Consider the following 24,017-nt stretch of genomic DNA (forward strand, 5'->3'; position numbering starts at 1 on the left):
ACCGGACGGGGCGATCACCCCTGCAGGTGCAGGGCGCTTTCCGCGCAGCGCATGCGGGAAAGTCCCCCTTCAGCTCCATCAGGCGCCGATCGTCGCCTCGATCGCCTTGGTGATCGAGACGTCTTCGGGTTCGGTGCGCGGGCGGAATCGGCCCACCACGTCCCCGGACGGGGTGACGAGGAACTTCTCGAAGTTCCACTGCACGTCGCCGGCGGCGCCTTCCGCGTCGGCCGCCTTGGTGAGTTCGGCGTAGAGCGGGTGGCGGGTTTCCCCGTTGACGTCCAGCTTCGCGAACAGCGGGAACGAAACGCCGTAGGTCGTCGAGCAGAAGGTCTGGATCTCCTCGGCGGTGCCCGGCTCCTGTCCGGCGAACTGGTTGCACGGGAACCCGACGACGGAGAAACCCTTGTCCGCGTAGCGTTCCTGCAGCTTTTCCAGTCCGGTGTACTGCGGCGTCAGTCCGCATTTCGACGCCACGTTCACCACCAGCAGCGTCTTGCCTTCGAGCGCGCCGAGCGTGGTGTCCTCGCCCGCGAGCGTCTTCAGCGGGATGTCGTGGATGCCCATGGTTGCCCTTTCGTCATTTCCTCAGCAGGTCACGCGCGTCGACATGGCCGAAGGGCCCGTCGTCGCGCCGGAACGTGGCCGCGGTCTCCAGCGCGCGGTCGAGCGCGCCCTCGCGGAGCAGTCCGGCGAGCGTGTCGAACCGTTCGGTGTGCACTTTCGCCCGCCGCCGCGCGTAGTCGGCGGCGGAATCCTTGGTGACCATGAAGGCCCAGTCGCTCGAAAGCGCCAGCATCGCTTCGGCGACGGCCTGATCGCGGACGGCGTCCCGCGTCGTGGTGTCCATCCCGGTGACCAGGTCGAGCATCCGGTGCTGCAACGCGGTGTTGTCCCGCACCATGTCGGCGACCTGCTCGCCGTCCCAGACCCGCCAATCCTTGCCCGATCCCCACGACGACGCCGGGAGGTCGACCTTCCGGCCGAGGTGGCCTGCTTCGAGGGCGCCCTTGAGCGTGGTGACGCGGACGCCCGCCTCGGGCAGGGCGCGCAGGACGCCTTCGAGCCAGGCCGGGCCCTCGTGCCACCAGTGCCCGAACAGTTCCGTGTCGTACGCGGCGACGACGAGCGATTCGCGGCCGTGCTCGGCCTTGAGCGAGCGCAACCGGGCGACGACGGTGTCGACGAAGTCCTGGACGTGGCCGCCCAGGGTGGCCGCCGCCATCGCCGGGTCGTACGGCGCCTTGTCCGGTGGTTCGACGGTCTTGCCGGTCACCCGGGACGGTTTGAGGCCGACTTCGTGCGCCCAGGTGTGGAAGTCGCGATAGGCGGCGTGGCCGGGGTAGCCGGCCTTTGGCGACCAGACGCGGTACGTGACTTCGAGGTCGCGACCGAAGCAGACGACGTCGGAATCGCCGACGGTGCGCGCCGCCGACGTGTCGCCGTGCAGGGAGGGGCCGTCGACCATGAACCGCCGGACACCCGCGGCGGCGTATCCGGCTTCCATGCCGGGCTCGTAACCGCATTCGGGTGCCCAAATGCCTTCGGGACGCTGTCCGATCCGCAGTGCGGTGTCGGCTAGGCCGCCGCGCAGCATGAAGCCGCGGACCGCCGGGTCGAGCAGCGGCTGGAACGGATGCGCCAGCGGACCGCCGAGCAGTTCGATCGTCCCGTTGTCCACAAAGGACCGGAGGATCGGTGAGAAGCCGTGGCGCCACCGGGTTTCGAGTTCTTCCGACGCCTTGGTGGCGGTTCGGTACTCGCTCGCGGCGAGGTCGCGCAGCAGCGGGTCGCCGCGCCAGAGCGTGGACGCGTGCCAGGCGCGCAGCTGCCAGTGTCCGAGCCAGTCGTGGAAGGCGTCGATGCAGTACGGGTCGTCGAGCTGGGCGGCGAGGATCGGCGTAATGCCGAGGGTGAGGACGTCTTCGCGACCCTCGTCGGCGAAGCGGCGCAGGAGGTCGACCATCGGCAGGTAGGAATGCGCCCAGGCCTGATAGAGCCATTCTTCGCCGACCGGCCAGGAGCCGTGATGCGGCAGCCACGGCAGATGGCTGTGCACGACGAGGCAGAACGTGCCCTCGTACTCGCTCATGGGCGCACCGCCACGGCCACGAGGTCGAGACTGTCGTCGAGGTCTTCGCCGTGGATGGCGAAATCCGCGGCCTGGATGGCTTCGACGTCAGCGAGCAATTCCGCGGGCCAGGTCGCCTGACCGGGAAGCTGCCCCATGACGACGTCGAGCTGGGCGTCGATGATCGAGCCGCCGTACTTGACGTCGAGCTTCTTGACGCCCTCACCGTGGTGCAGACCGTGCAGCGTCTCGACCTCGAAACCGGCGTCGCGCAGCAGTTCGTCCAATTCGGACGGTGCGAGTTCCCTGGTGTGGAACGGGTTGAGCGGGGTGTCGCTGTCCGGGGTGAAGGTCAGCCGGTTGGGCGTGGTGACGATCAGCCGCCCGCCGGGGGAGAGCACACGGTGGCATTCGGCGAGGAAGGCGCCCTGGTCCCACAGGTGCTCGATCACCTGGAAGTTGGCGACGACGTCGACCGACGCGTCCCGCAGCGGCAGGAACACCAGGTTCGCCCTGGCCACGCCGATACCGGGGTAGCGACGGGCGACGTGTTCGGTGGTGGGGGCGTCGTAGTCGAGCGCGAGCACCCGCTCCGCGACGGTGGCGATGAGCCCGGCACCGTATCCCTCGCCGCAGCCTGCCTCCAGGACGGTCTTGCCTTCGCACAGCGGCAGGAGCTTCCGATACGCGGCCTCGTGACGGCGGTACCAGTAATTTTCCTCGGCGATGCCCGGCACGGTGCGTTCACCGGTGAGGTGCAGCGCTTCGGCCCTGGTGGCTGGGGTGGTCACGCCGCGACCCTACCGGCCGGTCACTTCGGCTCGCGTGTCACGTTTCGCGCGCCGCCGGAGTCCAGGAGGTATGCAAAGGACATTCACCCGCGTACTGCTCGTCGTCTTCGGCCTCGCCGAACTGCCCGTCGGGCTGTGGGCGCTGTTCAGCCCGGACGGCTTCTACCGCGACTTCCCGGGATTCCGCACCGGCTGGGTGGCGATGGACGGCCCCTTCAACGAACACCTGCTCCACGACTTCGGCGGCCTCAACCTGGCCCTCGCCGCCATCCTGATCGGGGCCGCCGTGATCGGGACGACCGCCGTGGCCAGGCTCGCGGCGCTCGCCACCTTCTGCTTCGGACTGCCGCACTTCCTTTACCACCTCGGCCACGTCTCGCATTTCGAACCGGTGGACCAGGTGCTGATCGTCGCGACGACGGCGCTGGGCGCGGTACTCCCGGTGGTGGTGGCACTGATCCCCTCGAAGCGGGCTACACCGGCGACACCGTGATGCCGATGGCGCCGGGGCCGAGGTGGGCGCCGAGGATCATGCTGGCGTCGACCAGGGTGCTGTCGACCATATGCGGCAGCCTCGCCCGCAGCCGCCCGCCGATCTCGAGGTCGCGTTCGTCGGGGCCGAACCTGGTGATGGCCACCTCGACCTCCCGGTCGCCCGCGCATTCCACCGCGAGATCGACGAGTTTGTTGAGCGCGCGCCGCTGGCCCGGCACCCGGGTCAACGGTGCGACCTCGCCGTTCTTCAGCGTCAGCAGGGGTTTGATCGAGAACGCCGAACCGAGGAACGCCTGCGCGGCGCCGATCCGGCCGCCACGCCGCAGGAACTCCAGCGTGTCGACGTAGAGGATCTCCCGGCTGCCGCGGAACCGGCGTTCGGCGGCGTCGATGACCCGGGTGGCCTGCCCGCCGGCGGCGGCGACCTTGGCCGCCGAGGTCGCCGCGAAGCCGAGGCTCATCCCGGTGGTCCCGCTGTCGAGGACGTGGACCGGGACGTTCACCTGCTGGGCGGCCTCGCGGGCGGCGTTCACCGTCTCCGACATCCGGCCCGAGATGTGGATGCTGACGATCGCCGAGGCGCCCTTGCTCGCGGCCTCTTGGAACGCCCAGAAGAACGCGGCGACCTCGGGTGGCGCCGTCTTCACCGGGGTCCCGGCGCGCAGATGGCCGATGATTTCGTCGCGGTCGTAGCGGTTCTCTTCGTCGAACTGCTCTCCGACCTGCAATTGGACCTGAACGACGCCGATTCCCCAGCGTTCGGCGACCGAGGTGGGAAGGCAGGCGGTCGAGTCCGTGATCACGGCGACGGGGCCGGGAATGGAACGCATGGTGGGGCAGATTAGCCCGTCGAACGTACCGGGAGTACCCCGGAATACGGCCGTTCGGGTTAGTCGGCCGGTTACACTCACTTCCGGGTGAATTACCTGGACGATGGTCCCACTAAAACGTGCATCCAGGTGAATGAGGTCACCTCGGCGGGCCGCGGCGCCGAAATGGCCCTAATCTACCGGCCAGTAGAGCTGTTGCCCCGTGGCCGACGCCGGCCACTAACGGGAGGTCGAAGTAGACCCATGACGAATATCGTTGTCCTGGTCAAGCAGGTACCGGACACCTACTCGGAGCGGAAGCTCTCCGGTGCCGACAACACTCTTGACCGCGAATCCGCCGACGCCGTGCTCGACGAAATCAACGAGAAGGCCGTCGAAGAAGCCCTGAAGATCAAGGAAGCCGGCGAGGGCGAGGTCACCGTCGTCTCGGTGGGTCCCGACCGCGCGACCGACGCGATCCGCAAGGCGCTTTCCATGGGTGCCGACAAGGCCATCCACGTCTCCGACGAGGCCCTTCACGGCTCAGACGCGATCGCCACCGCCAAGGTGCTGGCCGCCGCGATCTCCAAGGTCGACGGCTTCGACCTGGTCATCACCGGTAACGAGGCCTCCGACGGCCGAGGTGGCGCCGTGCCGGCGATCATCGCCGAGCTGCTCGGCCTGCCGCAGCTGACCCACGTGAACGAGCTGACCGTCGACGGCAACTCGATCAAGGCCGACCGCTACACCGAGGACGGCGTCACGCACCTCGAGGCCAACCTGCCCGCGGTGGTGAGCGTCGGCGAGAAGATCAACGAGCCGCGCTACCCCTCCTTCAAGGGCATCATGGCCGCGAAGAAGAAGCCGGTCGAGACGCTGACCGTCGCGGACCTCGGCGTCGACGCGGGCGAGGTCGGCCTCGGCAACGCCTGGTCGTCCGTGCTCGAAGCCTCCCCGAAGCCGCCGCGCACCGCCGGTGAGCGCGTCGAGGACGAGGGTGACGGCGGCAGCAAGGTGGCCGCCTACCTGGTCGCGCAGAAGCTCATCTGAGACAGGTTCGAGGAGGAATAGGGAAATGGCTGAAGTACTCGTCCTCGTCGACCACGTCGACGGTGAAGTCAAGAAGGTCACGCTCGAACTGCTGACCGCCGCTCGGGAACTGGGTGAGCCGTCCGCGGTCGTCGTCGGCCCGACCGGCACCGCCGCCAAGGCGAAGGAAGCCCTCGCCGCGCACGGCGCCGCCAAGGTGTACGTCGCCGAGGGCGACAACGCCACCGGCTTCCTGGTCACCCCGAAGGTGGACGTCCTCACCGCGCTCGCCCAGCGGACCTCCCCGGCCGCCGTGCTCGTCGCGGCCAGCGCCGAGGGCAAGGAGGTGTCCGCCCGGGTCGCGGTCCGCCTCGGCTCCGGTCTGCTGTACGACGCCGTCGGCGTGAACGGCGACGGCTCCGTGGACCAGTCCATCTTCGGTGGCGCGTTCGCCGTGAAGTCCAAGTCCACCAAGGGTGTCCCGGTCATCTCGGTCCGCCCCGGCGCGGTCGAGGCCGCCCCGGCCGAAGGCGCGGCCGCCGAGGAGACCGTCGAGGTCCCCGCGGGTGATCCGGCGAAGTCCGCCAAGGTCACCGGCGTCGAGCCGATCGTCGGCGGCGACCGGCCGGAGCTGACCGAGGCCTCGGTCGTCGTCTCCGGTGGCCGCGGTGTCGGCTCGGCCGACAAGTTCGACGTCGTCGAGACGCTCGCCGACTCGCTCGGTGCCGCCGTCGGTGCTTCCCGCGCCGCCGTCGACTCGGGCTACTACCCGGCGCAGTTCCAGGTCGGCCAGACCGGTAAGACGGTTTCGCCGCAGCTGTACATCGCGCTCGGCATCTCCGGTGCGATCCAGCACCGGGCGGGTATGCAGACCTCGAAGACCATCATCGCGGTCAACAAGGACGCCGAGGCGCCGATCTTCGAGATCGCCGACTTCGGTGTGGTCGGCGACCTGTTCAACGTCGCGCCGCAGCTGACCGAAGAGGTCCAGAAGCGCAAGGGCTGAGTCCCTCGTTCGAAGCGGGGCCGTCCGGGATTTCTTTCCCGGGCGGCCCCTTTTCTGTGATCCGAAAGTGACCTTCCAGTCTGAGAGAACCCTGAGAACCCGCAATTAACTGAACGTGCACTGTTCGGCCATCGGGCGCATCGTCGTTGGTACCCCCCGAGGGGTAGACCTTGCTTATGACGACGTCACAGCTCCTCGTCAGTACTGACCAGGCAGGTGTCGAACTACCGGCCGACTCGCCGCGTTACTCCCTCCTCGTGGCCAACGGGAATGAAGAAGTCGTTGCCGCGCAACGTCTTCGATATCAGGTGTTCGCCGAGGAAATGGGCGCGACGCTCAATTCGCTCGAACCCGGCCTCGACGTCGACTACTTCGACGAGTTCTGCGACCACCTCGTGGTGCGGGACGACAACACCGGCGAGATCGTGGGCACGTACCGGATGCTGCCGCCCGATCGGGCCGCGCGGGCGGGAAAGCTGTACTCCGACAGCGAATTCGATCTCACCGCGCTCGATTCGCTGCGTCCTTCGCTGGTCGAGACGGGCCGCTCGTGCGTGCACCCCGACCACCGCAGCGGCGCCGTGGTGAGCCTCGTCTGGGCGGGGATCGGGCGTTACATGCTGCTGGCCGGTCACCGGTACCTCGCGGGCTGTGCCTCCGTGCCACTGACCGGCGGCGGGGTCTACGCGGCCGGTGTCTGGGATCTCCTGCGCGCCAAGCATTACGCGGACGAATCCCTGCGCGTGACGCCGTTGAACCCTTGGCGCACCGAGGAAGTCGAGCGGCCCGACCGAGCGATCCTCCCGCCGCTCATCAAGGGTTACACCCGCCTGGGCGCGAAAATCCACGGCCCGCCCGCGCTCGACGCGGATTTCGGTGTCGCGGACTTCTTCGTCCTGCTGGATCTGCACAACGTCGACGAGCGGTACCTCAAGTACTTCCTGGGAGTGCAGGGATGACTCACGCCTGGATGCCGAAGTCGCCATGCGGCGACGGCTGCCTGAGCGAAGGGGCGCCGACGGTGGCGTTCCCGCGGCGCGTCCTGCGGTTCACCGCGGCGATCGGCGTCATCTTCGGCGCCTTCCTGTCGGCGCCGCTGGTACTCGTGCTGCGTGGCATGCCCCGGGAACGGCTGGTGCGCCTGCTTTTCGTGGGGATCCTTCGCTCGTTCGGGGTGCAGCTGCGCGTGCTGGGTGACGAGCGTTTCCGCGCCGTGCCCGGCCGTGGCGCGCTCGTGGTGAACAACCACATCTCGTGGCTGGACATCATCGCCGTCAACGCCGTCCAGCCGATGCGGGCGCTCGCCAAGAAGGAGGTCGGCACCTGGGCGGTGCTCGGCCTGCTGGTCCGCCGCGGCGGCAGCATCTTCCTCGACCGGGAGAACCTGCGGAGCCTGCCCGCGACGATGGACGAACTCGCCGACGCGCTGCGCGGCGGATCACTCGTCAGCGTGACGCCGGAGGGCACCACTTGGTGCGGTCTGGGTTCGGGCCGGTTCCGACCAGCGGCTTTCCAGGCCGCGATCGACGGCGGGGTCCCGGTGCGGCCGCTCGCGCTGCGCTTCCGGCTCGCCGACGGGCGGGAGACGACCCAGCCGGCGTTCATCGGACCGGAGTCGCTCATCGCCTCACTGCGACGGGTCGCGGCTTTGCGCGGTCTGGTGCTGGAAGTGCACGTCTGCCCGGAGATCGCGCCGGGCCGCGCTTCGGACCGGCGGGAACTGGCGCTGCTGGCGGAATCCGCGGTGCAGGCGGCGCTCGGCCGGGTGCAGATCCCGGTGCAGCGGCGGCTTCGCGTCGCGGCTCCGGTCTTGGCCCCGGCCTTGGCCCCGGTCGCTCCTTCGGTGCCTCTGGTGCCTTCGGCTTCCGAGACGGTCTCTCCGTAGCGCGTATGTCAGGAAAGGGTCGTTCAGGACATCTTTCGTCCTGAACGACCCTTTCCTGACACTCGCGGCGCAGTATGACTGGCGGCCGGTGTGGCGACCCTCGCGCGCTATGAACGGACCGTTCCTTGCAAAATTTGCAAGGAACGGTCCGTTCATAGCAGCCGCCGGTGGGTACGCGCGGCCCTCAGTCGAAGGTCAGCGTGATCTTCCCGCCCGCGTGACCCGTAGCGCTCTCCCGATGCGCCTCGGCCGCGTCGGCGGACGCGTAGCTGGAACCGGACTTCAGCCCTTGGGCGTAAGCCGCCGGGTCCGCGATCACAGCGTGCGTCCGTGTTCGCACGGTACTGCCCACGCGGGCAGGCGTTGTTCGTTTCGCGGGATCGCGCCCCGGATGGCCCCCGCGCTCGCTTGACCTCCACCGGACTGGATGTTGCAGGCTCGTCGCATGGCGATCACTGGGGACAAATCCAAGTCGAAGGGGGTGCTCTGGACACCTGAGCACCGCGTGACCACGATCGGGCTGCTGCTCATGGTCACCCTCATCGCGTTCGAGAGCATGGGCGTCGCCACCGCGATGCCGACGATGGTGGCCGATCTCGACGGCCTCGCGCTGTACGCCTGGCCCTTCACCACGTTCCTGGTCGCCAGCGTGGTCGCGACCGTCCTTTCCGGACGCCTCGGTGACCGCAAGGGCCCGGCGCCCGCGCTGCTCGCCGGTACCGCGCTGTTCGCCGCCGGGCTGCTGGTCGCGGGGCTCGCGCACGACATGCCGCTGCTGCTGCTCGGCAGGGGATTGCAGGGCTTCGGCTCCGGTCTCCTGCTGGTCTCGGTGTCGCTCCTGATCGCGCTCACCTTCAGCGACCGCGAACGCCCGGTGATCTACGCCGCCAGCGCCGCCGCGTGGGTGCTGCCCGCGGTGATCGGTCCGTCGATCGCGGGCGTGGTGACCGTGAGCGTCGGCTGGCGCTGGGTGTTCCTCGGCCTGATCCCGCTCACCGGGATCGGCCTCGCGCTGCTGGTCGTCGTCACGCGCAAGCTGCCGGCTCACGTACCCGGCGAATCCACCAGCCGGGCAGGGGTCGTGCCCGCGGTGGTCGCCGCCCTCGGCGTCGCCGCGCTCACCTGGGCGGCGCAGCACCCGTCCCTCGCGGCACTGGCCTACGGTGGCGCCGGTCTCTTCGCCCTCGCGTACGCGCTCCGCAAACTCCTGCCCGCCGGGACACTGACGTCGCGGCCGGGGTTGCCCACAGTGATCGCCTCCCGCGCGCTGATCGCGGGCGCGTACGCCGGGATGGAGGCGTATCTGCCGCTCACGATGACCGAGGTCCACGGCTACAGCCCCGCGCTGGCAGGGCTGCCCCTCACGGTGACCGCGCTGGGCTGGTCGGCGGGCTCGATGCTGCAGGGCCGCATGCTCGACTGGTCGCGCGAAGCTTCCCTGCGGACCGGGTTCGCGCTGGTCGCGGCCGGTTTGGCGATCTTCGTCTTCGTCCCGTTGCCTTCCTTCCCCAGCTGGATGGCGTTCGTGGCGTCGGCGGTCGGCGGCGCCGGGATGGGGATCGCGATGCCCGCGATCTCGGTGCTGCTCCTTCGCTACTCGCCGGAGGCCGAACGCGGGTTCAACACCTCGGCACTGCAACTGGGTGACTGGGTCGGATCGGCCCTGACCATCGGTTTGGGCGGGGTTCTGCTCGCTTCCTTGGCCTCGGCGAAGGAACCTTCGGTGGCGATCGTGGTGCTTTCGGTCGTGCTGACCGGCATCGCGGCGCTCGGGGTGCGGGTGACCGGCCGGTGGCCGTCCGATATGAGCGGCGCCACCCGCTGAGCAGGGTGGGCTTGGTCACGCCCCGGAGCGGGCTACCCTGAAGAGTGCGATGACCTATCTCGACCACGCGGCGACCACCCCGATGTTGCCCGAAGCCGTAGCGGCGATGTCCGAGGCGCTGTCCACAGTGGGCAACGCCTCCGCGCTGCATTCCTCGGGGCGCCGGGCTCGCCGCCGGGTCGAAGAAGCCCGTGAAGTGATCGCGGAGGCGCTGGGCGCCCGGCCGTCCGAGGTGATCTTCACCGCCGGCGGCACGGAGAGCGACAACCTCGCGGTCAAGGGCATCTTCTGGGCCCGCAACGGTGAAGATCCGAAGCGGACGAGGGTGCTGTGCAGCACCGTCGAGCACCACGCCGTGCTCGAGTCGGTCGAATGGCTGGAGCAGCATGCGGGCGCCGAAATCGTCTGGGTCGAGGTCGACGAGGCGGGCCGGGTGACCCCCCAGGCGCTGCGCACCGCCCTCGGCGACAGCCCCGAGACGGTCGCGCTGGTCACCGTGATGTGGGCGAACAACGAGGTCGGCACGGTCAACCCGATCGCCGCGCTCACCGCCGTCTGCGCCGAACACGAGATCCCGCTGCACACCGACGCCGTCCAGGCCGTCGGCGCGGTGCCGGTCGACTTCGCCGAGAGCGGCGCGGCCGCGCTGACCCTGACCGCGCACAAACTGGGCGGCCCGTACGGCGTCGGCGCGCTGCTGCTCGGCCGCGACACCGCGTGCGTGCCGGTCCTGCACGGCGGCGGCCAGGAGCGTGCCGTGCGGTCGGGCACCCTCGACGTCCCCGCGGTGATCGCGTTCGCGACGGCGGTGAAGGCCATGGCCGAAGGCCGCGAGGAGTACGCCAAACGCGTCGCCGAACTGCGGGACGACCTGATCGAGGCCGTCCGGCGCGAGGTGCCGGACGCGGTGCTCAACGGCGGCGAGGGCGAGCGCCTGCCCACGCACGCCCATTTCACCTTCCCCGGTTGCGCGGGTGACAGCCTGTTGATGCTCTTGGACGCCAAGGGCATCGAATGTTCCACCGGTTCGGCGTGCACGGCGGGTGTCGCGCAGCCGAGCCATGTGCTGCTGGCCATGGGTGCCGAACCCGCGGCCGCGCGCGGGTCGCTGCGGTTCTCGTTCGGGCATACCTCGGCGCCGGAAGACGTTGAAGCGGTTTCGAGGGAGATCGCGGGCGTCGTCGACAGGGCGAGGCAGGCGGGACTCGCCGGAATGCGCAAGCAGCAGACGCAGAAGCAAGAGGTGTGAGGAAGATGCGCGTACTGGCCGCGATGAGCGGGGGAGTGGACTCGGCGGTGGCCGCCGCGCGTGCCGTGGACGCCGGGCACGAGGTCGTCGGCGTGCATCTGGCGCTGTCGGCGAAGCCCGGCACGCTGCGCACCGGATCCCGGGGCTGCTGCACGATCGAGGACTCGGGCGACGCGCGCCGCGCCGCGGACATCCTCGGCATCCCGTTCTATATCTGGGACTTCGCCGAGCGGTTCACCGAAGAGGTCATCGAAACCTTCGTCGGCGAGTACGCCGCGGGCCGCACGCCCAACCCGTGCGTCACCTGCAACGAGAAGATCAAGTTTGAAGCGTTGCTGGACAAGGCGATGGCGCTCGGGTTCGACGCGGTCGCCACCGGGCACTACGCCCGTCTGTCCGTTGTGGACGGTGTGCCGGAGTTGCGGCGCAGCGTCGACTCCGGCAAGGACCAGTCCTACGTGCTGGCCTCGCTCACTCCGGAGCAGCTGCGGCATTCGTTGTTCCCGCTGGGTGATTCGTGGAAGACCGACGTGCGCGCCGAGGCCGCGAACCGTGGCCTGTCGGTGGCGAAGAAGCCGGACAGCCACGACATCTGCTTCATCCCGGACGGCGACACCAAGAGCTTCCTGGAGAAGCGGCTCGGTCAGCGTCCCGGGCAGCTCGTCGACGCCGAGACCGGCGCCGTGCTCGGTGAGCACACCGGCGTGCACGGCTTCACCGTCGGCCAGCGCAAGGGACTCGGCATCGAGGCGCCGGCGCCGGACGGTCGGCCGCGCTACGTGCTTTCGCTGGAGCCGGTTTCGGGCACCGTGAAGGTCGGTTCCGCGCGGGATCTCGGCGTGAACGTGATCGAGGCGGACCGCCCGATCTGGCCGAGCGAGCGGCCGCTGGACGGCCCGACCGAATGTGTCGTGCAGGTGCGCGCGCACGGTGGGATCGTCGAGGCCGTCGCTGAGGTTTCCGGCGATGAGGTGACCATTCAGCTTCGTGAGCCGCTGCGCGGCGTCGCGCCGGGACAGGTCGTCGTGCTGTACCGCACCGACGCGACCGAAGGCGACCTCGTGCTCGGCAGCGCGAAGATCTCGGGGACGCGCTAACCCCGCTTTTCGTCCTCTGAATGCGTTCCTTGCGCGTGCAACTACCGCATTCAGAGGACGAAATGCGGCAGAGGGCTAGAACTTCAGCTTGAAGCCGGTGTGGCTCGCTTCGAAACCGAGGCGCTCGTAGAACCGGTGCGCGTCCTCGCGTTTCACGTCCGACGTCAGCTGTACGAGGGCGCAGCCCCGCCGCCGCGATTCGTCGATGGCCCACTTCATCAGGTCGCCCCCGAGACCGGAGCCACGGTGGCTCGCCCGCACCCGGACGGCCTCGATCTGCCCGCGCAGCGCGCCTTTCCTGGCCAGGCCGGGAATGATCGACAGCTGGAGCGTGCCGACGGCCTCCCCGCCGTCGTCGGCGACGATCAGCAGGTGCGCCGGATCGGCGTCGATCTCCTCGAAGGCCTCGAGGTACGGCGTGAGGTCTTCGGCGGAATCACGGGTGCTGCCGATCTGGTCGTCGGCGAGCATCCCGACGATCGCCGCGACGTCTTCCCGGCGCGCTGGACGGATGATCATGAGGCGTAGTGTCGCACCCCGTCGGTTTCGGCCGCGGTCAGTTTGCCTTGAGCCACCAGCAGGTCCAGATGCGACCCGGTCTCGAGGACGGCGAGCATCTGGTTGAACGGGTCCATCTCGCCGAGCTTGCGCCGCCTGCGCGTCCAGCCCAGCCGCAGCGCGACCTCGTACGCCGTCGTGACGTCCGCGGTGATCTCGGCGCCCATGACCTCGAGCCGGTCGCGGTGGTGCTCCAGCAGTGCGTCGACGCGCGCGTGAACGCTGTCGGCGACGGGGCCGTGCGCGGGGAGCATGCGCCGGTCCGGCATCCCGCGTACCAGGCGCAGGGAGTCGAGGTAGTCGCGCAGCGGCAGTTCGGCGGGCACCGGCTGGAACCCGATGGACGGCGTGATGTGCGGCAGTACATGGTCGCCGGAGAACACGAGACCCGCCTCGTCGTCGACGAAGACGACGTGCCCGGTCGTGTGGCCCGGCGTGTGCACGACGTCGAACTCGCGCCCGGGCACGATCACGCGTTTGCCGGAGGTGAGCCATTCGTCGGGCCGCTCCCACAGATGCGCCTCGGTGTGCCGGACACCGCCGAAGGCTTTGGCGAGCTCCTCGACGACGGGTCCCGCGCCACCGCGTTCGAGCAGGCCGACCTGCGCCTCCATCGGGAACCGGTCCGGATCGCCGGAGCGCGTCAGCGACGGCTCCTCCAGCTTCCCGAGCCCGAGCTTGCCGCCGAATTCGCGGCGCAGTTCCACGGCGAGGGTGTAGTGGTCGCGATGCACGTGGGTGATCAGGAACTCGTCGATGTCACCGAGGTCCGCGCCGAGCGCCTTCAACCCGCGCGAAAGCCGGTCGCGGGCCGACTCCAGCGCCCAGCCCGAGTCGACGAGCACCAGACGGGTGCCGTCGGTGACGACGTAGACGTTGACCGCGCGCAGCGCGTCCTGCGGCAGGGGCAGCGGGATCCGGTGGACCCCTGGCGCAACCGGGTAGACACCTGGCTCGGCCCAGTCCCGCTCGCCGTCTTCAAGCACCGGCTCCATGCGACCTCCGTCCCGCACGCGTTTAGTCCTCTGAATGCGGTCCTTGCACACGCAACTACCGCATTCAGAGGACTAAACGCGGCGTCAGCCCTCGTCCTGTTTCAGCGCCGTGTCGATGGTCAGCGCCGAGGCGACCACCATCGAGGCCAGCGGATCCCGCAGCGGCCGGTGGATCTCGACGACGTAGTTGTCGGCGGTGGTGAAGGCGGCCTTCACGAAACCGCCCCAGGTCTTGGAGATCCGCGCGATCTCGACGCCGGCCTCGTCCTTGATCGCGAAGTTCCACGCCCGCCAGTTCTCCGCGAAGATACCGCCGATCTTCCGGCCGTCGACCACGAAACCCAGCCGGATCTTGCCGAAGACGTTCTCCTGCACGATCTCGCCGATCGGGGAGTCGTCGGCCTTCGTCACCAGGAAGCGGGATTTGAAGACCTTCGCCGGCCGGGTCACCTTCAGTACGGTGCTGTGGTTCGCGTCGCGGATTTCGAAGCGGTGGGTGAGGAACTGGTCGTAGTTCGTGAGCAGCCGGATGGCCTTCTTCAACGTGCTCTGCCCGACCTGGACGACCCCGCCGAGGCGGTTGCCGTCCTGGTCGAACACCCCGAACTCGTTCGACATCTCGATGAGTTTCGCGCGCTGGTTGACCACCAGCACGGGTTCGGAGAACAGGGTGCCGCCGCCGTTGCGGCCGGGGGTCGCCCTCGCCGCCTGCGCCCGGACCTTCGCCGGGTCGTGCGTGCCTTCGACGTCCAGCTCGATCATCTCGGCGTCGTGCGACGGCCGCGTGTTCGCGGTCCAGGCCTGCCCGTCCCACCATCGGTACATCCGGGGGTTCTGCTGGTCGGGGTACCAGCCGGCGGGCTGTGGAGAGCTCGTCATGGCAGGTCAGCGTAATCCGCTCGGCGCCGTCACGGGCTCGCCGACGGCAATTGCGTCGAATGTCCGTGTCCTTCCCCGCCCCGCCGTCCTCTCAGGTCGGACCAAGGGGAGAATCCGGGTGTGAACGAACGACCTTGGCCTCTCGGCGCGGCCACCGCGATCGGTTCCTTGCCCGGCACCGACCCGGTCGAGGCCGCTTCGATCGTGTTCGGCGAATTGCCCGAATTCCCCTGTATGCCCGAACTTCCCGCCCGCGGCGTCGGGGCCGACATGATCGGCCGGACGGCGGCGCTGCTGGTCGACCTCGCCGTCGAGGTGGTGCCGAGCGGGTACCGGGTCGCCGCCCGTGCTGGGCACGACCACCGCCGGGCCGTCGACCTGATGAACTGGGACCTCGACGCCGTCCAGGAGGCGAGGGAAAAGGCAGGCGCCGCGCCGCCCGCCTTCAAGATCCAGGTCGCCGGGCCGTGGACGCTGGCCGCGAACATCGAACTCCCGCGTGGGCACCGGATCCTCACCGACAAGGGCGCGCTGCGCGATTTCGCCGCGTCGCTGCTCGACGGACTGGCCGGGCACGTCGCGGAACTGAAATCGCGCATCGGCGCGCCGGTGGTGATCCAGTTCGACGAACCGTCGCTGCCCGACGTCCTCGCCGGTGCTCTCCCGACGGCGTCCGGCTACGGCACCGTTCCCGCCGTGCCCGCGCCGGAGGCCCGCGAACTGCTGTCGACGGTGATCTCCGGGGCGGAGCGCGTCACCGGGCAGCCGGTCGCGGTGCACTGCTGCGCCGAAAAGCCACCGATCTCGTTGCTGCGCGCGGCCGGGGCGCAGGTGATCGCCTTCGATTTCACCCTGCTGAAAGGCGCTTCGCCCGCGCAGCTCGACGAGATCGGCGAGACGCTGGACTCCGGGACGACGCTGATGTTCGGCCTCGTCCCCACGACCGACCCCGGCGTGCCGGTGGAACTGCGTGACGTGGTCACACCCGTGTTCAAACTCGTCGACCGGCTGGGTTTCCGCCGCGAGATCCTCGCCGAACGGGTCGTGCCGACCCCGGCGTGCGGTCTCGCGGGCGCCACCCCCGATTGGATGCGCCGCGCGCTCACGCTCAGCCGGGAGGCGGGCAAGGCTTTCACCGAACCGCCTGAAGGCTGGTGAACGGCGCGGTAGCGTGCCTCCATGCGTTTGTTCCGCCGACCTCGTAAGTCCGAGGACGTTCCCGACCCCCGCACCGCCTGGCCGGAGCAGCCGGTCCCCGAGGACGCGGCGGCCGCGGCGGCGACGTTCTGGGAGGCGTGGTTCGCGCTCCTGCCGGAGGTCAGCGCCGCCCTCGGCGACCGTGAACCGCATCGGGTGGAACACGACCTCTGCACCATCGTCGAGGCACTGCACCCCCGGATGCACTTCTCCCTCGATCGTGGGCACCGGGCGATCTACTCGCTGGTGCTGACCGGCCAGGAGGATCCGGAACTGCGCCCGTACACCGACGCGTGGAAGGCCGCGGCGCCGCCGGAGGACGCCATCTGGGAGTACCACGACTCCGTGCCGCCGGTCCCCGATCCGAGTGAGGTCACCGTCAACCTCGGCGAGACCCGCATCGCGCTCGCCGACGTGCGGGTGACGGCAAAGGTGGACGAATCAGCCGGACGGGTGAACGTGACCGTGTTCCATCCGCTGCTCGACGAGCTCGCGCCGGAGAAGCGGACGACCATGACCTTCCTGCCGCTGGACGCCACGCTGGGTGAGCGGATCGCGGCCGAACGGCTGGGCAAGGTCGAGCTGGTGACCGAGGCCCAGGACGGGCAGCTGACCTTGCTGGAACTACGCGAGGTGGTCGGCAGGTTGTCCGGAAATGTCGGTACCCCCGACTAGAGTCACCCCCGTGAGCAGCGAACTTCCCGAAAACCTCGAGCCCGCGCAGGACGTCACGGACGTGCCCGCCGACGTCCGTGAAAGGCATGCCGAACTGGCGGAGGAGATCCGCGGCCACCAGTTCCGGTACTACGTGCTGGATTCACCGATCGTGTCCGACGGCCGGTTCGACGAGCTGCTCAACGAACTCCAGGCCATCGAGGACGAGCAGCCGGGGCTGGTGACGCCGGATTCGCCGACGCAGAACGTCGGCGGCACGTTCTCCACCGAGTTCGTCGCGCACGACCACCTCGAGCGCATGCTCAGCCTGGACAACGTCTTCGACACCGAGAGTTTCGAGACGTGGGTCGAGCGGGTCCAGAAGGAGATCGGCGCGACGAAGTACCTCGCCGAACTGAAGATCGACGGGCTCGCGATCAACCTGCTGTACGAGAACGGCAGGCTGACCCGGGCGCTGACCAGGGGCGACGGCCGCACCGGCGAGGACGTCACGCTCAACGTCCGCACGCTGGAGCAGGTGCCGGAGCGGCTGACGGGGACGGACGAGTTCCCGGTGCCCGCGCTGGTCGAGGTCCGCGGTGAGGTGTACTTCCGCGTCGAGGACTTCCTGGCGCTGAACGCGAAGATGGTCGAGGCGGGCAAGGATCCGTACGCGAACCCGCGTAACACCGCCGCCGGGTCGTTGCGGCAGAAGGATCCCAAGATCACGAAGTCCCGCAACCTGCGGCTGATCTGCCACGGCCTCGGCAAACGCGAGGGCTTCGAGCCGAAGCGCCAATCCGAGGCGTACGACGCGCTCGCCGCGTGGGGTCTGCCGGTCTCGCCGCACGGCAAGGTGCTCGGTTCGGGCAAGGAACTGCTGGAACACATCGAATACTGGGGCGAGCACCGGCACGACGCCGAGCACGAGATCGACGGCGTCGTCATCAAGGTCGACGAGGTCGCGCTGCAGCGCCGTCTCGGGACCACGTCGCGGGCGCCGCGTTGGGCGATCGCCTACAAGTACCCGCCGGAAGAGGCGATCACCACCCTCCTGGACATCCAGGTCAACGTCGGCCGCACCGGGCGGGTCACCCCGTTCGCGGTGATGGAGCCGGTGAAGGTGGCCGGATCGACGGTGGCGATGGCGACGCTGCACAACCAGGAAGAGGTCAAACGCAAGGGCGTGCTGATCGGGGACAAGGTCGTCATCCGCAAGGCGGGCGACGTCATCCCCGAGGTGCTCGGCCCGGTCGCCGACGCGCGCACCGGCGAAGAGCGCGAGTTCGTCATGCCGTTGCGCTGCCCCAACTGCGACACCGAGCTGGCGTACCAGAAGGAGGGCGACATCGATATCCGTTGCCCGAATTCGCGGTCGTGCCCGGCGCAGTTGCGGGAGCGGCTGTTCCATCTGGGTGGCCGGGGCGCGTTCGACATCGAGGTGCTCGGCTATGAGGCCGCGGTCGCGATCCTGGACGCCGGTGTCGTGCACGACGAGGGTGACATCTTCGATCTGGACGAGGAAAAGCTGCTTCAGGTGGAGCTGTTCCGCACCAAGGCGGGAGAACTGTCGGCCAACGGGCGCAAGCTGCTGGACAACCTGGAAACGGTGAAGGACCGCCCCTTGTGGAAGGTCATCGTCGGCCTGTCGATCCGGCACGTCGGCCCGACGGCGGCGCAGGCGCTCGCGCGGGAATTCGGTTCGCTCGAACGGATCGAGAACGCCTCGGAGGAAGAGCTCTCCAGCGTCGACGGCGTCGGCCCGACCATCGCGCGTGCGGCGAAAGAGTGGTTCGAGGTCGATTGGCACTGCGAGATCGTCGAGAAGTGGCGCGCGGCCGGCGTACGGATGGAGGAGGAACGCGACGAGTCCATCCCGCGCAACCTCGAAGGCCTGTCGATCGTCGTCACCGGTTCGCTGAACGACTACTCCCGCGACGAGGCCAAGGAATACATCATGGCCCGCGGCGGGAAGGCGGCCGGTTCGGTGTCGAAGAAGACGGCGTTCGTGGTCGTCGGTGACGCGCCGGGCACGAAGTACGACAAGGCGGTCCAGCTGAAGGTGCCGGTGCTCGACGAGAACGGCTTCCGCGTGCTGCTCGAAAGCGGCCCCGAGGCCGCCGCCGGACTCGCGCTGCCGACAGAGGAGGAAAGCGGTGAGTGACCTGGAGATCCGGCCCGCCCGCCCCGAGGAGCTGACGGCGATCGGGGAACTCACCCTGGCCGCGTACTCGGCGGACTATGGCCTCGTGGAGGGCGTCGGCTACGCGGCCGTACTCGCCGACGCCGCCCGCCGGGCGGAGCTGGCCGAACTCCTGGTCGCGGTGGACGGGGACGGCACGCCGGTCGGTACGGTCACCATCGCCCTGCCGGGGACCCCTTTCGCCGAGCTGTCCCACGAAGGCGAACTGGAGTTCCGCATGCTCGGGGTGCTGCCCTCGGCGACCGGACGCGGCATCGGCGAGGCCCTGACCAGGGCGGTCATCGCGCGGGCGCGGGAACTGGCCGTGGCCAGGGTGGTGCTGTGCAGCCTGGTCACGATGACACGGGCACACCGGCTCTACGAGCGGCTCGGTTTCGTGCGGCTGCCCGACCGGGACTGGGAGCCGCATCCCGGGGTGGCCCTGATCGCCTACGGCCTGGAACTCACCTGACCACCGCCCGCCGATGCCATGAACGGTCCGTTACTTGCAAAATTTGCAAGTAACGGACCGTTCATAGCGCGCGTAAGGGGCGAGACGGGGAGCGAGCGCTCAGCTGTCCAGCACGACGGCGACGATCCCCGCGAAGTGCGCCAGCCGCGCCACCTCGGCGGCCCGGAAGTTCGGCCCGCCCGGCCGCGCGACCAGCAGCGCCTTCCCCGGCTTCCCCAGCGGCGTGGCCGCGAGTTCGGTCCCCAGTTCCTTCCACGTCTCCGGCACCCACGCCTCCTCGGCGTCGAGGATGGTGGCGCGTTCCAGCGGCAGCCACGGCAGGTCGGTGATCGGCGTCTCGGGCGCGGCGTTGGACGACGCCAGGCGCACCGCCCCGGACTCCGCGTGTTCGACGACGACGGCCCAGCCCGCGCGGATGATCCGCGGCACACCTTCGGCGAGGATCTCCAGCCCCGAAGCGGGCTTCGCGGCGATCTCCTCGACCAGTTCGAGTTCGCGATGGGTGTCGAGCACCCCGGCGTACGGGCGGACGGCGTCGACCTCGACACCGTCGACGCTTTCGGCGGCGGTGATCAGCGCGTCCGGCAGCCTGCCGGAGGGGATCTCGACGACGAGGTCGTCGATCGCGACACCGCCGCCGCGTTCGACCACGTCCACGCTCAGGATGTCGGCGCCGACGGTGCCGAGCGCGGTGGCGACCGCGCCGAGGGTCCCCGGGGTGTCCGGTAATTGGACCCGGATCAGGAACGACACACGCGCCCCTCTCGCCTCAGGCGTCCCAGCCTCGCCGTGGAACGCGCTACGCCGGGCGCCGATTGTGACAGACCGGACGAGGTAATGGGACCCGACGTCCGGGGCGTGGGATAACGAACCGAGCACTCCTTACCCGACATGGGAGCGCAGGCCGCGGCATAACCCAGTCGAGTTCGCCGACGCCGCCACCATAGACTTGCAGCTTCCGACAGAACCCGCACAGCACACCCCGGGAGTCACCCGCGTGCCCAACATTTCCCGCGACGAGGTCGCACACCTCGCCAAGCTGGCCAGGCTTGCCGTCACCGAAGAGGAGCTGGACGTCTTCGCGGGCCAGCTCGACCAGATCCTGGACTCGGTGGCCAAGGTGAGCGAGGTCGCAGGCGAGGATGTCCCGCCCACGTCGCACGCCGTGCCGCTGACCAACGTGTTCCGTGAGGACACGGTCCGACCGGGGCTGACCCAGCAGCAGGCGCTGGCCGGTGCGCCGGCCAGCGAAGAGGGTCGTTTCCGGGTGCCGCGGATTCTGGGAGAAGAACAGTGACCGAACTCATCAAGCTGACCGCCGCCGAGCTCGCGGAGAAGATCCAGTCCCGCGAGGTCTCGGCCGTCGAGGTCGCTCAGGCCCACCTGGACCGGATCGCCGAGGTCGACGACCACATCCACGCGTTCCTGCACGTGGACACCGAGGGCGCGCTCGACGCGGCCCGCGCGGTGGACGCCGACGTCGCCGAGGGCAAGGCGCCGAAGTCGCCGCTCGCCGGCGTGCCGCTGGCGCTCAAGGACGTGCTGACCACCAAGGGCATCCCGACCACGGTCGGTTCGAAGACCCTGGAGAACTGGATCCCGCCGTACGACGCCACCGTGACGCGCAAGCTGCGCGAGGCCGGTGTCGTGGTGCTCGGCAAGACCAACATGGACGAGTTCGCGATGGGCTCCTCCACGGAGAACTCCGCGTTCGGCCCGACGCACAACCCGTGGGACCACGCCCGTATCCCCGGTGGATCCGGCGGTGGCTCCTCGGCGTCCATCGCGGCGTTCGAGGCCGCGATCGCGATCGGCACCGACACCGGCGGTTCGATCCGCCAGCCCGGCGCGGTCACCGGCACCGTCGGCGTGAAGCCGACGTACGGCGGTGTCTCCCGCTACGGTCTCGTCGCCTTCTCGTCGTCGCTCGACCAGGCCGGTCCCTGCGCGCGGACGGTGCTCGACGCCGCCCTGCTGCACGAGGTCATCGCCGGATACGACCCGATGGACTCGACCTCGATCAACGCGCCGGTCCCGCCGGTGGTCGCCGCGGCCCGCCAGGGCCTCACCGGTGACCTCAAGGGCGTCCGCGTCGGCGTGGTGAAGGAATTCGCCGGCGACGGCTACCAGCCGGGCGTGTTGCGGTCGTTCGAGGCCGCCGTCGAGCAGCTGCGCGCGCTCGGCGCCGAGGTCGTCGAGGTCTCGTGCCCGAACTTCACCTACGCGCTGCCCGCGTACTACCTGATCGCGCCGAGCGAGTGCTCGTCGAACCTCGCCCGGTTCGACGCCATGCGCTACGGCCTGCGCGTGTCCGACGACGGCGCGCACAGCGCCGAAGAGGTCATGTCGCTGACCCGTGAGAAGGGTTTCGGCCCCGAGGTCAAACGCCGCATCATGCTCGGCACGTACGCGCTCTCTTCGGGCTACTACGACGCCTATTACGGCTCGGCGCAGAAGGTCCGCACCCTCATCACGCGGGACTTCGAAGCCGCCTACGAAAAGGTGGACGTGCTGGTCTCGCCGACCACGCCGACCACCGCCTTCAAGATCGGCGAGCGCGTCGACGACCCGATGGCGATGTACCTCGCGGACCTCTGCACCATTCCGTCGAACCTCGCCGGCAACGCCGCGATGAGCGTCCCGAGTGGACTGTCGCATGAGGACGGCCTGCCGGTCGGCCTGCAGATCATGGCCCCCGCGATGGCCGACGACAGGTTGTACCGCGTCGGCGCCGCCTACGAGGCCGCACGCGACGCCGCCAACGGTGGCTCGCTGGTGCACGAGGTTCCTGAGCTGGGAGGAAAGAAGTGACCGCCGTAGTGGAACTCATGGACTACGCCGACGTCATCGAGCGGTTCGACCCGGTGCTGGGCCTCGAGGTGCACGTCGAGCTGAATACGAACACCAAGATGTTCTGCGGCTGCGCCAACGAGTTCGGTGGCGAGCCGAACACCAAGGTGTGCCCGACCTGTCTCGGCATGCCCGGTTCGCTGCCGGTCGTGAACGGCAAGGCGGTCGAGGGCGCGATCCGCATCGGTCTCGCGCTCAACTGCGAGATCGCGGAATGGTGCCGGTTCGCCCGGAAGAACTACTTCTACCCGGACATGCCGAAGAACTTCCAGACCTCGCAGTACGACGAGCCGATCGCCTTCAACGGCTACCTCGACGTGACGCTGGACGACGGCGAGGTCGTGCGCGTCGAGATCGAGCGCGCGCACATGGAGGAGGACACCGGAAAGTCGCTGCACGTCGGCGGCGCCACCGGGCGGATCCACGGCGCCGAGCATTCGCTGCTCGACTACAACCGTGCGGGTGTTCCGCTGATCGAGATCGTCACCAAGACGATCGAGCACACCGGTGGCCGCGCCCCCGAGGTCGCCCGCGCGTACGTGAGCGCCCTGCGGGATCTGCTGAGCGCGCTGGATGTCTCCGACGTCCGCATGGACCAGGGTTCCCTGCGCTGCGACGCGAACATCTCGCTGATGGCCAAGGACGCGACCGAGTTCGGCACGCGCACCGAGACCAAGAACGTCAACTCGCTGCGCAGTGTCGAGCGCGCCGTGCGCTACGAGATGACCCGCCAGGCGGCGATCCTCGCCGAGGGTGGCACGATCAAGCAGGAGACGCGGCACTTCCAGGAGGCCGACGGCACCACGTCGCCGGGCCGCACCAAGGAGACCGCCGAGGACTACCGGTACTTCCCGGAGCCCGACCTGGTGCCGATCGCGCCGTCGCGCGAATGGGTCGAGGAGCTGCGCAAGACGCTCCCGGAGATGCCGTCGGAGCGCCGCAAGCGCATCCAGCGCGAGTGGAACCTGACCGACGAGGCACTGCGTGACCTGCTCAACGTCGGCGCGGTCGATCTGGTCGCCGCCACCGTCGAGGCGGGCGCGACGCCGGACGAGGCCCGTAGCTGGTGGGTCAACACGCTGGCGCAGGAGGCCAACTCCCGCGAGATCGAACTGGCGGAGCTGGCGATCACCCCGGCGCAGCTGGCCGAGGTCATCGCGCTGGTCAACTCCGGTGAGCTGACCAACAAGCTGGCCAAGGAGGTCACCCACGGCGTCCTCGCCGGCGAGGGTTCGCCGTCCGAGGTCGTCGAGAAGCGCGGCCTGAAGGTCGTCTCCGACGACTCCGCGCTCATCGCGGCGGTCGACGAGGCGCTGGCCGCGCAGCCCGACGTCGCCGAGAAGATCCGCGGCGGCAAGGTGGCCGCGGCCGGGGCGATCGTCGGTGCGGTCATGAAGGCCACCAAGGGCCAGGCCGACGCCAAGCGCGTGCGCGAACTGATCGTCGAGCGAGTCGGTGCCTGAGCTCGCTTTGAAGAAGGTCACCTGGCGTGAGTGGCTCGGCCTCGGGGCCGGGCTGCTCGCGTTAGTGGCCTTGTTCCTGCCGTGGACGACGCTGACCGCGTCGCGCCCGGAGATCGAGGACGTCCTGACGACGTTGCCCGCCGACGACGTCACGCGTGACGCTTGGCGTTCGGGTTTTCTCGCCTGGGCGCCGGTGTTCCTGCTGGTCCTGCCCGGCCTCGCCGTCGTGCTGTTCGGCCGCGTCGACGCCGTCCGCCGCGCGGGTCTGCCGCATCTGTGGCTGATGGCGGCCGTCGGCGCGCTGCTGCTGATGCTGCTCGGCTGGATCAGCCTCGACTGGCAGTTCGACGCCGACCAGCGCGGGATCCTCTCCGCCGCCGGCATCGAGATCGGGTCCGGCCTCGGCCGCTACCTCGGCCTGCTCGCCGCCGTCGTCTCCGCGGTCGTCGCGTTCTTCGACGTCCGGCGTCTGCGCGCGGAAACCCGCGTCCGCCGCCCCTGAGTTCTCCT

Annotated in this window: 25 protein-coding genes; 16 read left to right on the forward strand and 9 right to left on the reverse strand. The window is 69.3% G+C overall.

The genetic code is table 11. The features are described from left to right. Positions 1-78: 78 nt before the first annotated feature. From ACZ6DT_RS30850 to ACZ6DT_RS30860, 3 genes are read right to left on the reverse strand one after another with little or no spacing between them, the layout of a single operon-like run. Positions 79-567 carry a glutathione peroxidase gene (locus ACZ6DT_RS30850; RefSeq protein WP_465601976.1) on the reverse strand — a complete coding sequence of 163 codons (489 nt, stop codon included), beginning with the start codon at positions 565-567 and terminating at the stop codon, positions 79-81. Positions 568-580: 13 nt separating this feature from the next. Next, positions 581-2,092: a 1,4-alpha-glucan branching protein domain-containing protein gene (locus ACZ6DT_RS30855; RefSeq protein ID WP_465601977.1), complete on the reverse strand. Its 1,512-nt coding sequence runs from the start codon at positions 2,090-2,092 to the stop codon at positions 581-583. Beyond that, complete coding sequence (locus ACZ6DT_RS30860) at positions 2,089-2,862, reverse strand: class I SAM-dependent methyltransferase (protein WP_465601979.1); 774 nt, start codon at positions 2,860-2,862, stop codon at positions 2,089-2,091. The genes ACZ6DT_RS30855 and ACZ6DT_RS30860 overlap by 4 nt, the downstream gene beginning before the upstream one ends. A 70-nt stretch (positions 2,863-2,932) precedes the next feature. Between ACZ6DT_RS30860 and ACZ6DT_RS30865 the strand changes: the two genes are divergently transcribed. Further along, positions 2,933-3,355, forward strand: coding sequence for a hypothetical protein (locus tag ACZ6DT_RS30865; protein ID WP_465601980.1), 423 nt, complete (start codon positions 2,933-2,935; stop codon positions 3,353-3,355). Here ACZ6DT_RS30865 and ACZ6DT_RS30870 read toward each other — a convergent pair. Further along, positions 3,336-4,187 carry a DegV family protein gene (locus ACZ6DT_RS30870; protein WP_465601981.1) on the reverse strand — a complete coding sequence of 284 codons (852 nt, stop codon included), beginning with the start codon at positions 4,185-4,187 and terminating at the stop codon, positions 3,336-3,338. The two genes, ACZ6DT_RS30865 and ACZ6DT_RS30870, sit on opposite strands and share 20 nt — an antisense overlap. Before the next feature lie 243 nt (positions 4,188-4,430). Between ACZ6DT_RS30870 and ACZ6DT_RS30875 the strand changes: the two genes are divergently transcribed. From ACZ6DT_RS30875 to ACZ6DT_RS30890, 4 genes are all read left to right on the forward strand, one after another. Beyond that, a complete protein-coding gene (locus tag ACZ6DT_RS30875) occupies positions 4,431-5,216 on the forward strand; it encodes an electron transfer flavoprotein subunit beta/FixA family protein (protein WP_465601983.1) in 786 nt (261 codons plus the stop codon). Positions 5,217-5,241: 25 nt separating this feature from the next. Continuing rightward, the gene (locus ACZ6DT_RS30880; protein WP_465601985.1) at positions 5,242-6,201 is read left to right on the forward strand and encodes an electron transfer flavoprotein subunit alpha/FixB family protein; all 960 of its coding nucleotides are present in this window, start codon (positions 5,242-5,244) and stop codon (positions 6,199-6,201) included. A 176-nt stretch (positions 6,202-6,377) separates the two neighbouring features. After that, entirely contained in the window at positions 6,378-7,160 is a 783-nt protein-coding gene (locus ACZ6DT_RS30885) for a GNAT family N-acetyltransferase (RefSeq protein ID WP_465601986.1), read from the forward strand. Next, positions 7,157-8,086: a lysophospholipid acyltransferase family protein gene (locus ACZ6DT_RS30890; protein WP_465601987.1), complete on the forward strand. Its 930-nt coding sequence runs from the start codon at positions 7,157-7,159 to the stop codon at positions 8,084-8,086. Before ACZ6DT_RS30885 ends, ACZ6DT_RS30890 begins: the two co-directional genes overlap by 4 nt. A gap of 184 nt (positions 8,087-8,270) precedes the next feature. Here the strand turns inward: ACZ6DT_RS30890 and ACZ6DT_RS30895 are convergent, their stop codons facing one another. Further along, the gene (locus ACZ6DT_RS30895) at positions 8,271-8,405 is read right to left on the reverse strand and encodes a hypothetical protein (RefSeq protein ID WP_465601989.1); all 135 of its coding nucleotides are present in this window, start codon (positions 8,403-8,405) and stop codon (positions 8,271-8,273) included. Between the two features lie 108 nt (positions 8,406-8,513). On the opposite strand from ACZ6DT_RS30895, the gene ACZ6DT_RS30900 reads away from it, so the two are divergent. The 3 genes from ACZ6DT_RS30900 to mnmA are packed head-to-tail and all read left to right on the forward strand — an operon-like array spanning position 8,514 to position 12,257. Beyond that, positions 8,514-9,911, forward strand: a complete 1,398-nt coding sequence (locus ACZ6DT_RS30900; RefSeq protein WP_465601991.1) for an MFS transporter — start codon at positions 8,514-8,516, stop codon at positions 9,909-9,911. Between the two features lie 49 nt (positions 9,912-9,960). Then, a complete protein-coding gene (locus ACZ6DT_RS30905) occupies positions 9,961-11,160 on the forward strand; it encodes a cysteine desulfurase family protein (RefSeq protein WP_465601992.1) in 1,200 nt (399 codons plus the stop codon). A 5-nt stretch (positions 11,161-11,165) separates the two neighbouring features. Then, positions 11,166-12,257, forward strand: a complete 1,092-nt coding sequence (gene mnmA, locus ACZ6DT_RS30910; RefSeq protein ID WP_465601993.1) for a tRNA 2-thiouridine(34) synthase MnmA — start codon at positions 11,166-11,168, stop codon at positions 12,255-12,257. A gap of 75 nt (positions 12,258-12,332) precedes the next feature. Here the strand turns inward: mnmA and ACZ6DT_RS30915 are convergent, their stop codons facing one another. From ACZ6DT_RS30915 to ACZ6DT_RS30925, 3 genes are all read right to left on the reverse strand, one after another. Further along, on the reverse strand, positions 12,333-12,776 hold the full coding sequence (locus ACZ6DT_RS30915) for a GNAT family N-acetyltransferase (protein ID WP_465601995.1): 444 nt from the start codon (positions 12,774-12,776) through the stop codon (positions 12,333-12,335). Then, positions 12,773-13,810: an MBL fold metallo-hydrolase gene (locus ACZ6DT_RS30920; protein WP_465601997.1), complete on the reverse strand. Its 1,038-nt coding sequence runs from the start codon at positions 13,808-13,810 to the stop codon at positions 12,773-12,775. The genes ACZ6DT_RS30915 and ACZ6DT_RS30920 overlap by 4 nt, the downstream gene beginning before the upstream one ends. 84 nt (positions 13,811-13,894) lie before the next feature. Continuing rightward, entirely contained in the window at positions 13,895-14,689 is a 795-nt protein-coding gene (locus tag ACZ6DT_RS30925; protein WP_465601998.1) for an LURP-one-related family protein, read from the reverse strand. A gap of 120 nt (positions 14,690-14,809) precedes the next feature. Between ACZ6DT_RS30925 and ACZ6DT_RS30930 the strand changes: the two genes are divergently transcribed. Genes ACZ6DT_RS30930 through ACZ6DT_RS30945 form a run of 4 tightly spaced genes read left to right on the forward strand, consistent with a single transcriptional unit; the run spans position 14,810 to position 19,194 of the window. Beyond that, positions 14,810-15,847 carry a methionine synthase gene (locus ACZ6DT_RS30930; RefSeq protein ID WP_465602000.1) on the forward strand — a complete coding sequence of 346 codons (1,038 nt, stop codon included), beginning with the start codon at positions 14,810-14,812 and terminating at the stop codon, positions 15,845-15,847. A gap of 21 nt (positions 15,848-15,868) precedes the next feature. Next, complete coding sequence (locus tag ACZ6DT_RS30935; protein ID WP_465602002.1) at positions 15,869-16,561, forward strand: hypothetical protein; 693 nt, start codon at positions 15,869-15,871, stop codon at positions 16,559-16,561. Positions 16,562-16,571: 10 nt separating this feature from the next. Next, a complete protein-coding gene (ligA, locus tag ACZ6DT_RS30940) occupies positions 16,572-18,704 on the forward strand; it encodes an NAD-dependent DNA ligase LigA (protein ID WP_465602004.1) in 2,133 nt (710 codons plus the stop codon). After that, positions 18,697-19,194 carry a GNAT family N-acetyltransferase gene (locus ACZ6DT_RS30945; protein ID WP_465602006.1) on the forward strand — a complete coding sequence of 166 codons (498 nt, stop codon included), beginning with the start codon at positions 18,697-18,699 and terminating at the stop codon, positions 19,192-19,194. Before ligA ends, ACZ6DT_RS30945 begins: the two co-directional genes overlap by 8 nt. A gap of 99 nt (positions 19,195-19,293) precedes the next feature. On the opposite strand, the gene ACZ6DT_RS30950 is transcribed toward ACZ6DT_RS30945, so the two are convergent. Next, positions 19,294-19,947 (reverse strand): ACT domain-containing protein, encoded by a 654-nt coding sequence (locus tag ACZ6DT_RS30950; protein WP_007031618.1) that lies wholly within the window; start codon positions 19,945-19,947, stop codon positions 19,294-19,296. Positions 19,948-20,191: 244 nt separating this feature from the next. Here ACZ6DT_RS30950 and gatC point away from each other — a divergent pair, with 244 nt between their 5' ends. Genes gatC through ACZ6DT_RS30970 form a run of 4 tightly spaced genes read left to right on the forward strand, consistent with a single transcriptional unit; the run spans position 20,192 to position 24,009 of the window. Further along, positions 20,192-20,491 carry an Asp-tRNA(Asn)/Glu-tRNA(Gln) amidotransferase subunit GatC gene (gene gatC, locus ACZ6DT_RS30955; RefSeq protein ID WP_005162012.1) on the forward strand — a complete coding sequence of 100 codons (300 nt, stop codon included), beginning with the start codon at positions 20,192-20,194 and terminating at the stop codon, positions 20,489-20,491. Then, positions 20,488-22,005 carry an Asp-tRNA(Asn)/Glu-tRNA(Gln) amidotransferase subunit GatA gene (gene gatA / locus ACZ6DT_RS30960; RefSeq protein WP_465602008.1) on the forward strand — a complete coding sequence of 506 codons (1,518 nt, stop codon included), beginning with the start codon at positions 20,488-20,490 and terminating at the stop codon, positions 22,003-22,005. Before gatC ends, gatA begins: the two co-directional genes overlap by 4 nt. After that, positions 22,002-23,507, forward strand: a complete 1,506-nt coding sequence (gene gatB, locus ACZ6DT_RS30965) for an Asp-tRNA(Asn)/Glu-tRNA(Gln) amidotransferase subunit GatB (protein ID WP_465602009.1) — start codon at positions 22,002-22,004, stop codon at positions 23,505-23,507. Before gatA ends, gatB begins: the two co-directional genes overlap by 4 nt. Continuing rightward, positions 23,500-24,009: a hypothetical protein gene (locus ACZ6DT_RS30970; RefSeq protein WP_465602011.1), complete on the forward strand. Its 510-nt coding sequence runs from the start codon at positions 23,500-23,502 to the stop codon at positions 24,007-24,009. Before gatB ends, ACZ6DT_RS30970 begins: the two co-directional genes overlap by 8 nt. The last annotated feature ends 8 nt before the right edge of the window (positions 24,010-24,017 follow it).

The organism is Amycolatopsis sp. NPDC041971, from assembly GCF_055588925.1.

Coding starts and splice junctions, on each gene's coding strand:
- ACZ6DT_RS30890 (WP_465601987.1), top strand. CDS start 7,157: ATGACTCACGCCTGGATGCCGAAGTCGCCATGCGGCGACGGCTGCCTG.
- ACZ6DT_RS30875 (WP_465601983.1), top strand. CDS start 4,431: ATGACGAATATCGTTGTCCTGGTCAAGCAGGTACCGGACACCTACTCG.
- mnmA (WP_465601993.1), top strand. CDS start 11,166: ATGCGCGTACTGGCCGCGATGAGCGGGGGAGTGGACTCGGCGGTGGCC.
- ACZ6DT_RS30870 (WP_465601981.1), bottom strand. CDS start 4,187: ATGCGTTCCATTCCCGGCCCCGTCGCCGTGATCACGGACTCGACCGCC.
- ACZ6DT_RS30880 (WP_465601985.1), top strand. CDS start 5,242: ATGGCTGAAGTACTCGTCCTCGTCGACCACGTCGACGGTGAAGTCAAG.
- ACZ6DT_RS30865 (WP_465601980.1), top strand. CDS start 2,933: ATGCAAAGGACATTCACCCGCGTACTGCTCGTCGTCTTCGGCCTCGCC.
- ACZ6DT_RS30925 (WP_465601998.1), bottom strand. CDS start 14,689: ATGACGAGCTCTCCACAGCCCGCCGGCTGGTACCCCGACCAGCAGAAC.
- ACZ6DT_RS30935 (WP_465602002.1), top strand. CDS start 15,869: ATGCGTTTGTTCCGCCGACCTCGTAAGTCCGAGGACGTTCCCGACCCC.
- ACZ6DT_RS30885 (WP_465601986.1), top strand. CDS start 6,378: ATGACGACGTCACAGCTCCTCGTCAGTACTGACCAGGCAGGTGTCGAA.
- ACZ6DT_RS30905 (WP_465601992.1), top strand. CDS start 9,961: ATGACCTATCTCGACCACGCGGCGACCACCCCGATGTTGCCCGAAGCC.
- ACZ6DT_RS30920 (WP_465601997.1), bottom strand. CDS start 13,810: ATGGAGCCGGTGCTTGAAGACGGCGAGCGGGACTGGGCCGAGCCAGGT.
- ACZ6DT_RS30855 (WP_465601977.1), bottom strand. CDS start 2,092: ATGAGCGAGTACGAGGGCACGTTCTGCCTCGTCGTGCACAGCCATCTG.
- ACZ6DT_RS30900 (WP_465601991.1), top strand. CDS start 8,514: ATGTTGCAGGCTCGTCGCATGGCGATCACTGGGGACAAATCCAAGTCG.
- ACZ6DT_RS30850 (WP_465601976.1), bottom strand. CDS start 567: ATGGGCATCCACGACATCCCGCTGAAGACGCTCGCGGGCGAGGACACC.
- ACZ6DT_RS30915 (WP_465601995.1), bottom strand. CDS start 12,776: ATGATCATCCGTCCAGCGCGCCGGGAAGACGTCGCGGCGATCGTCGGG.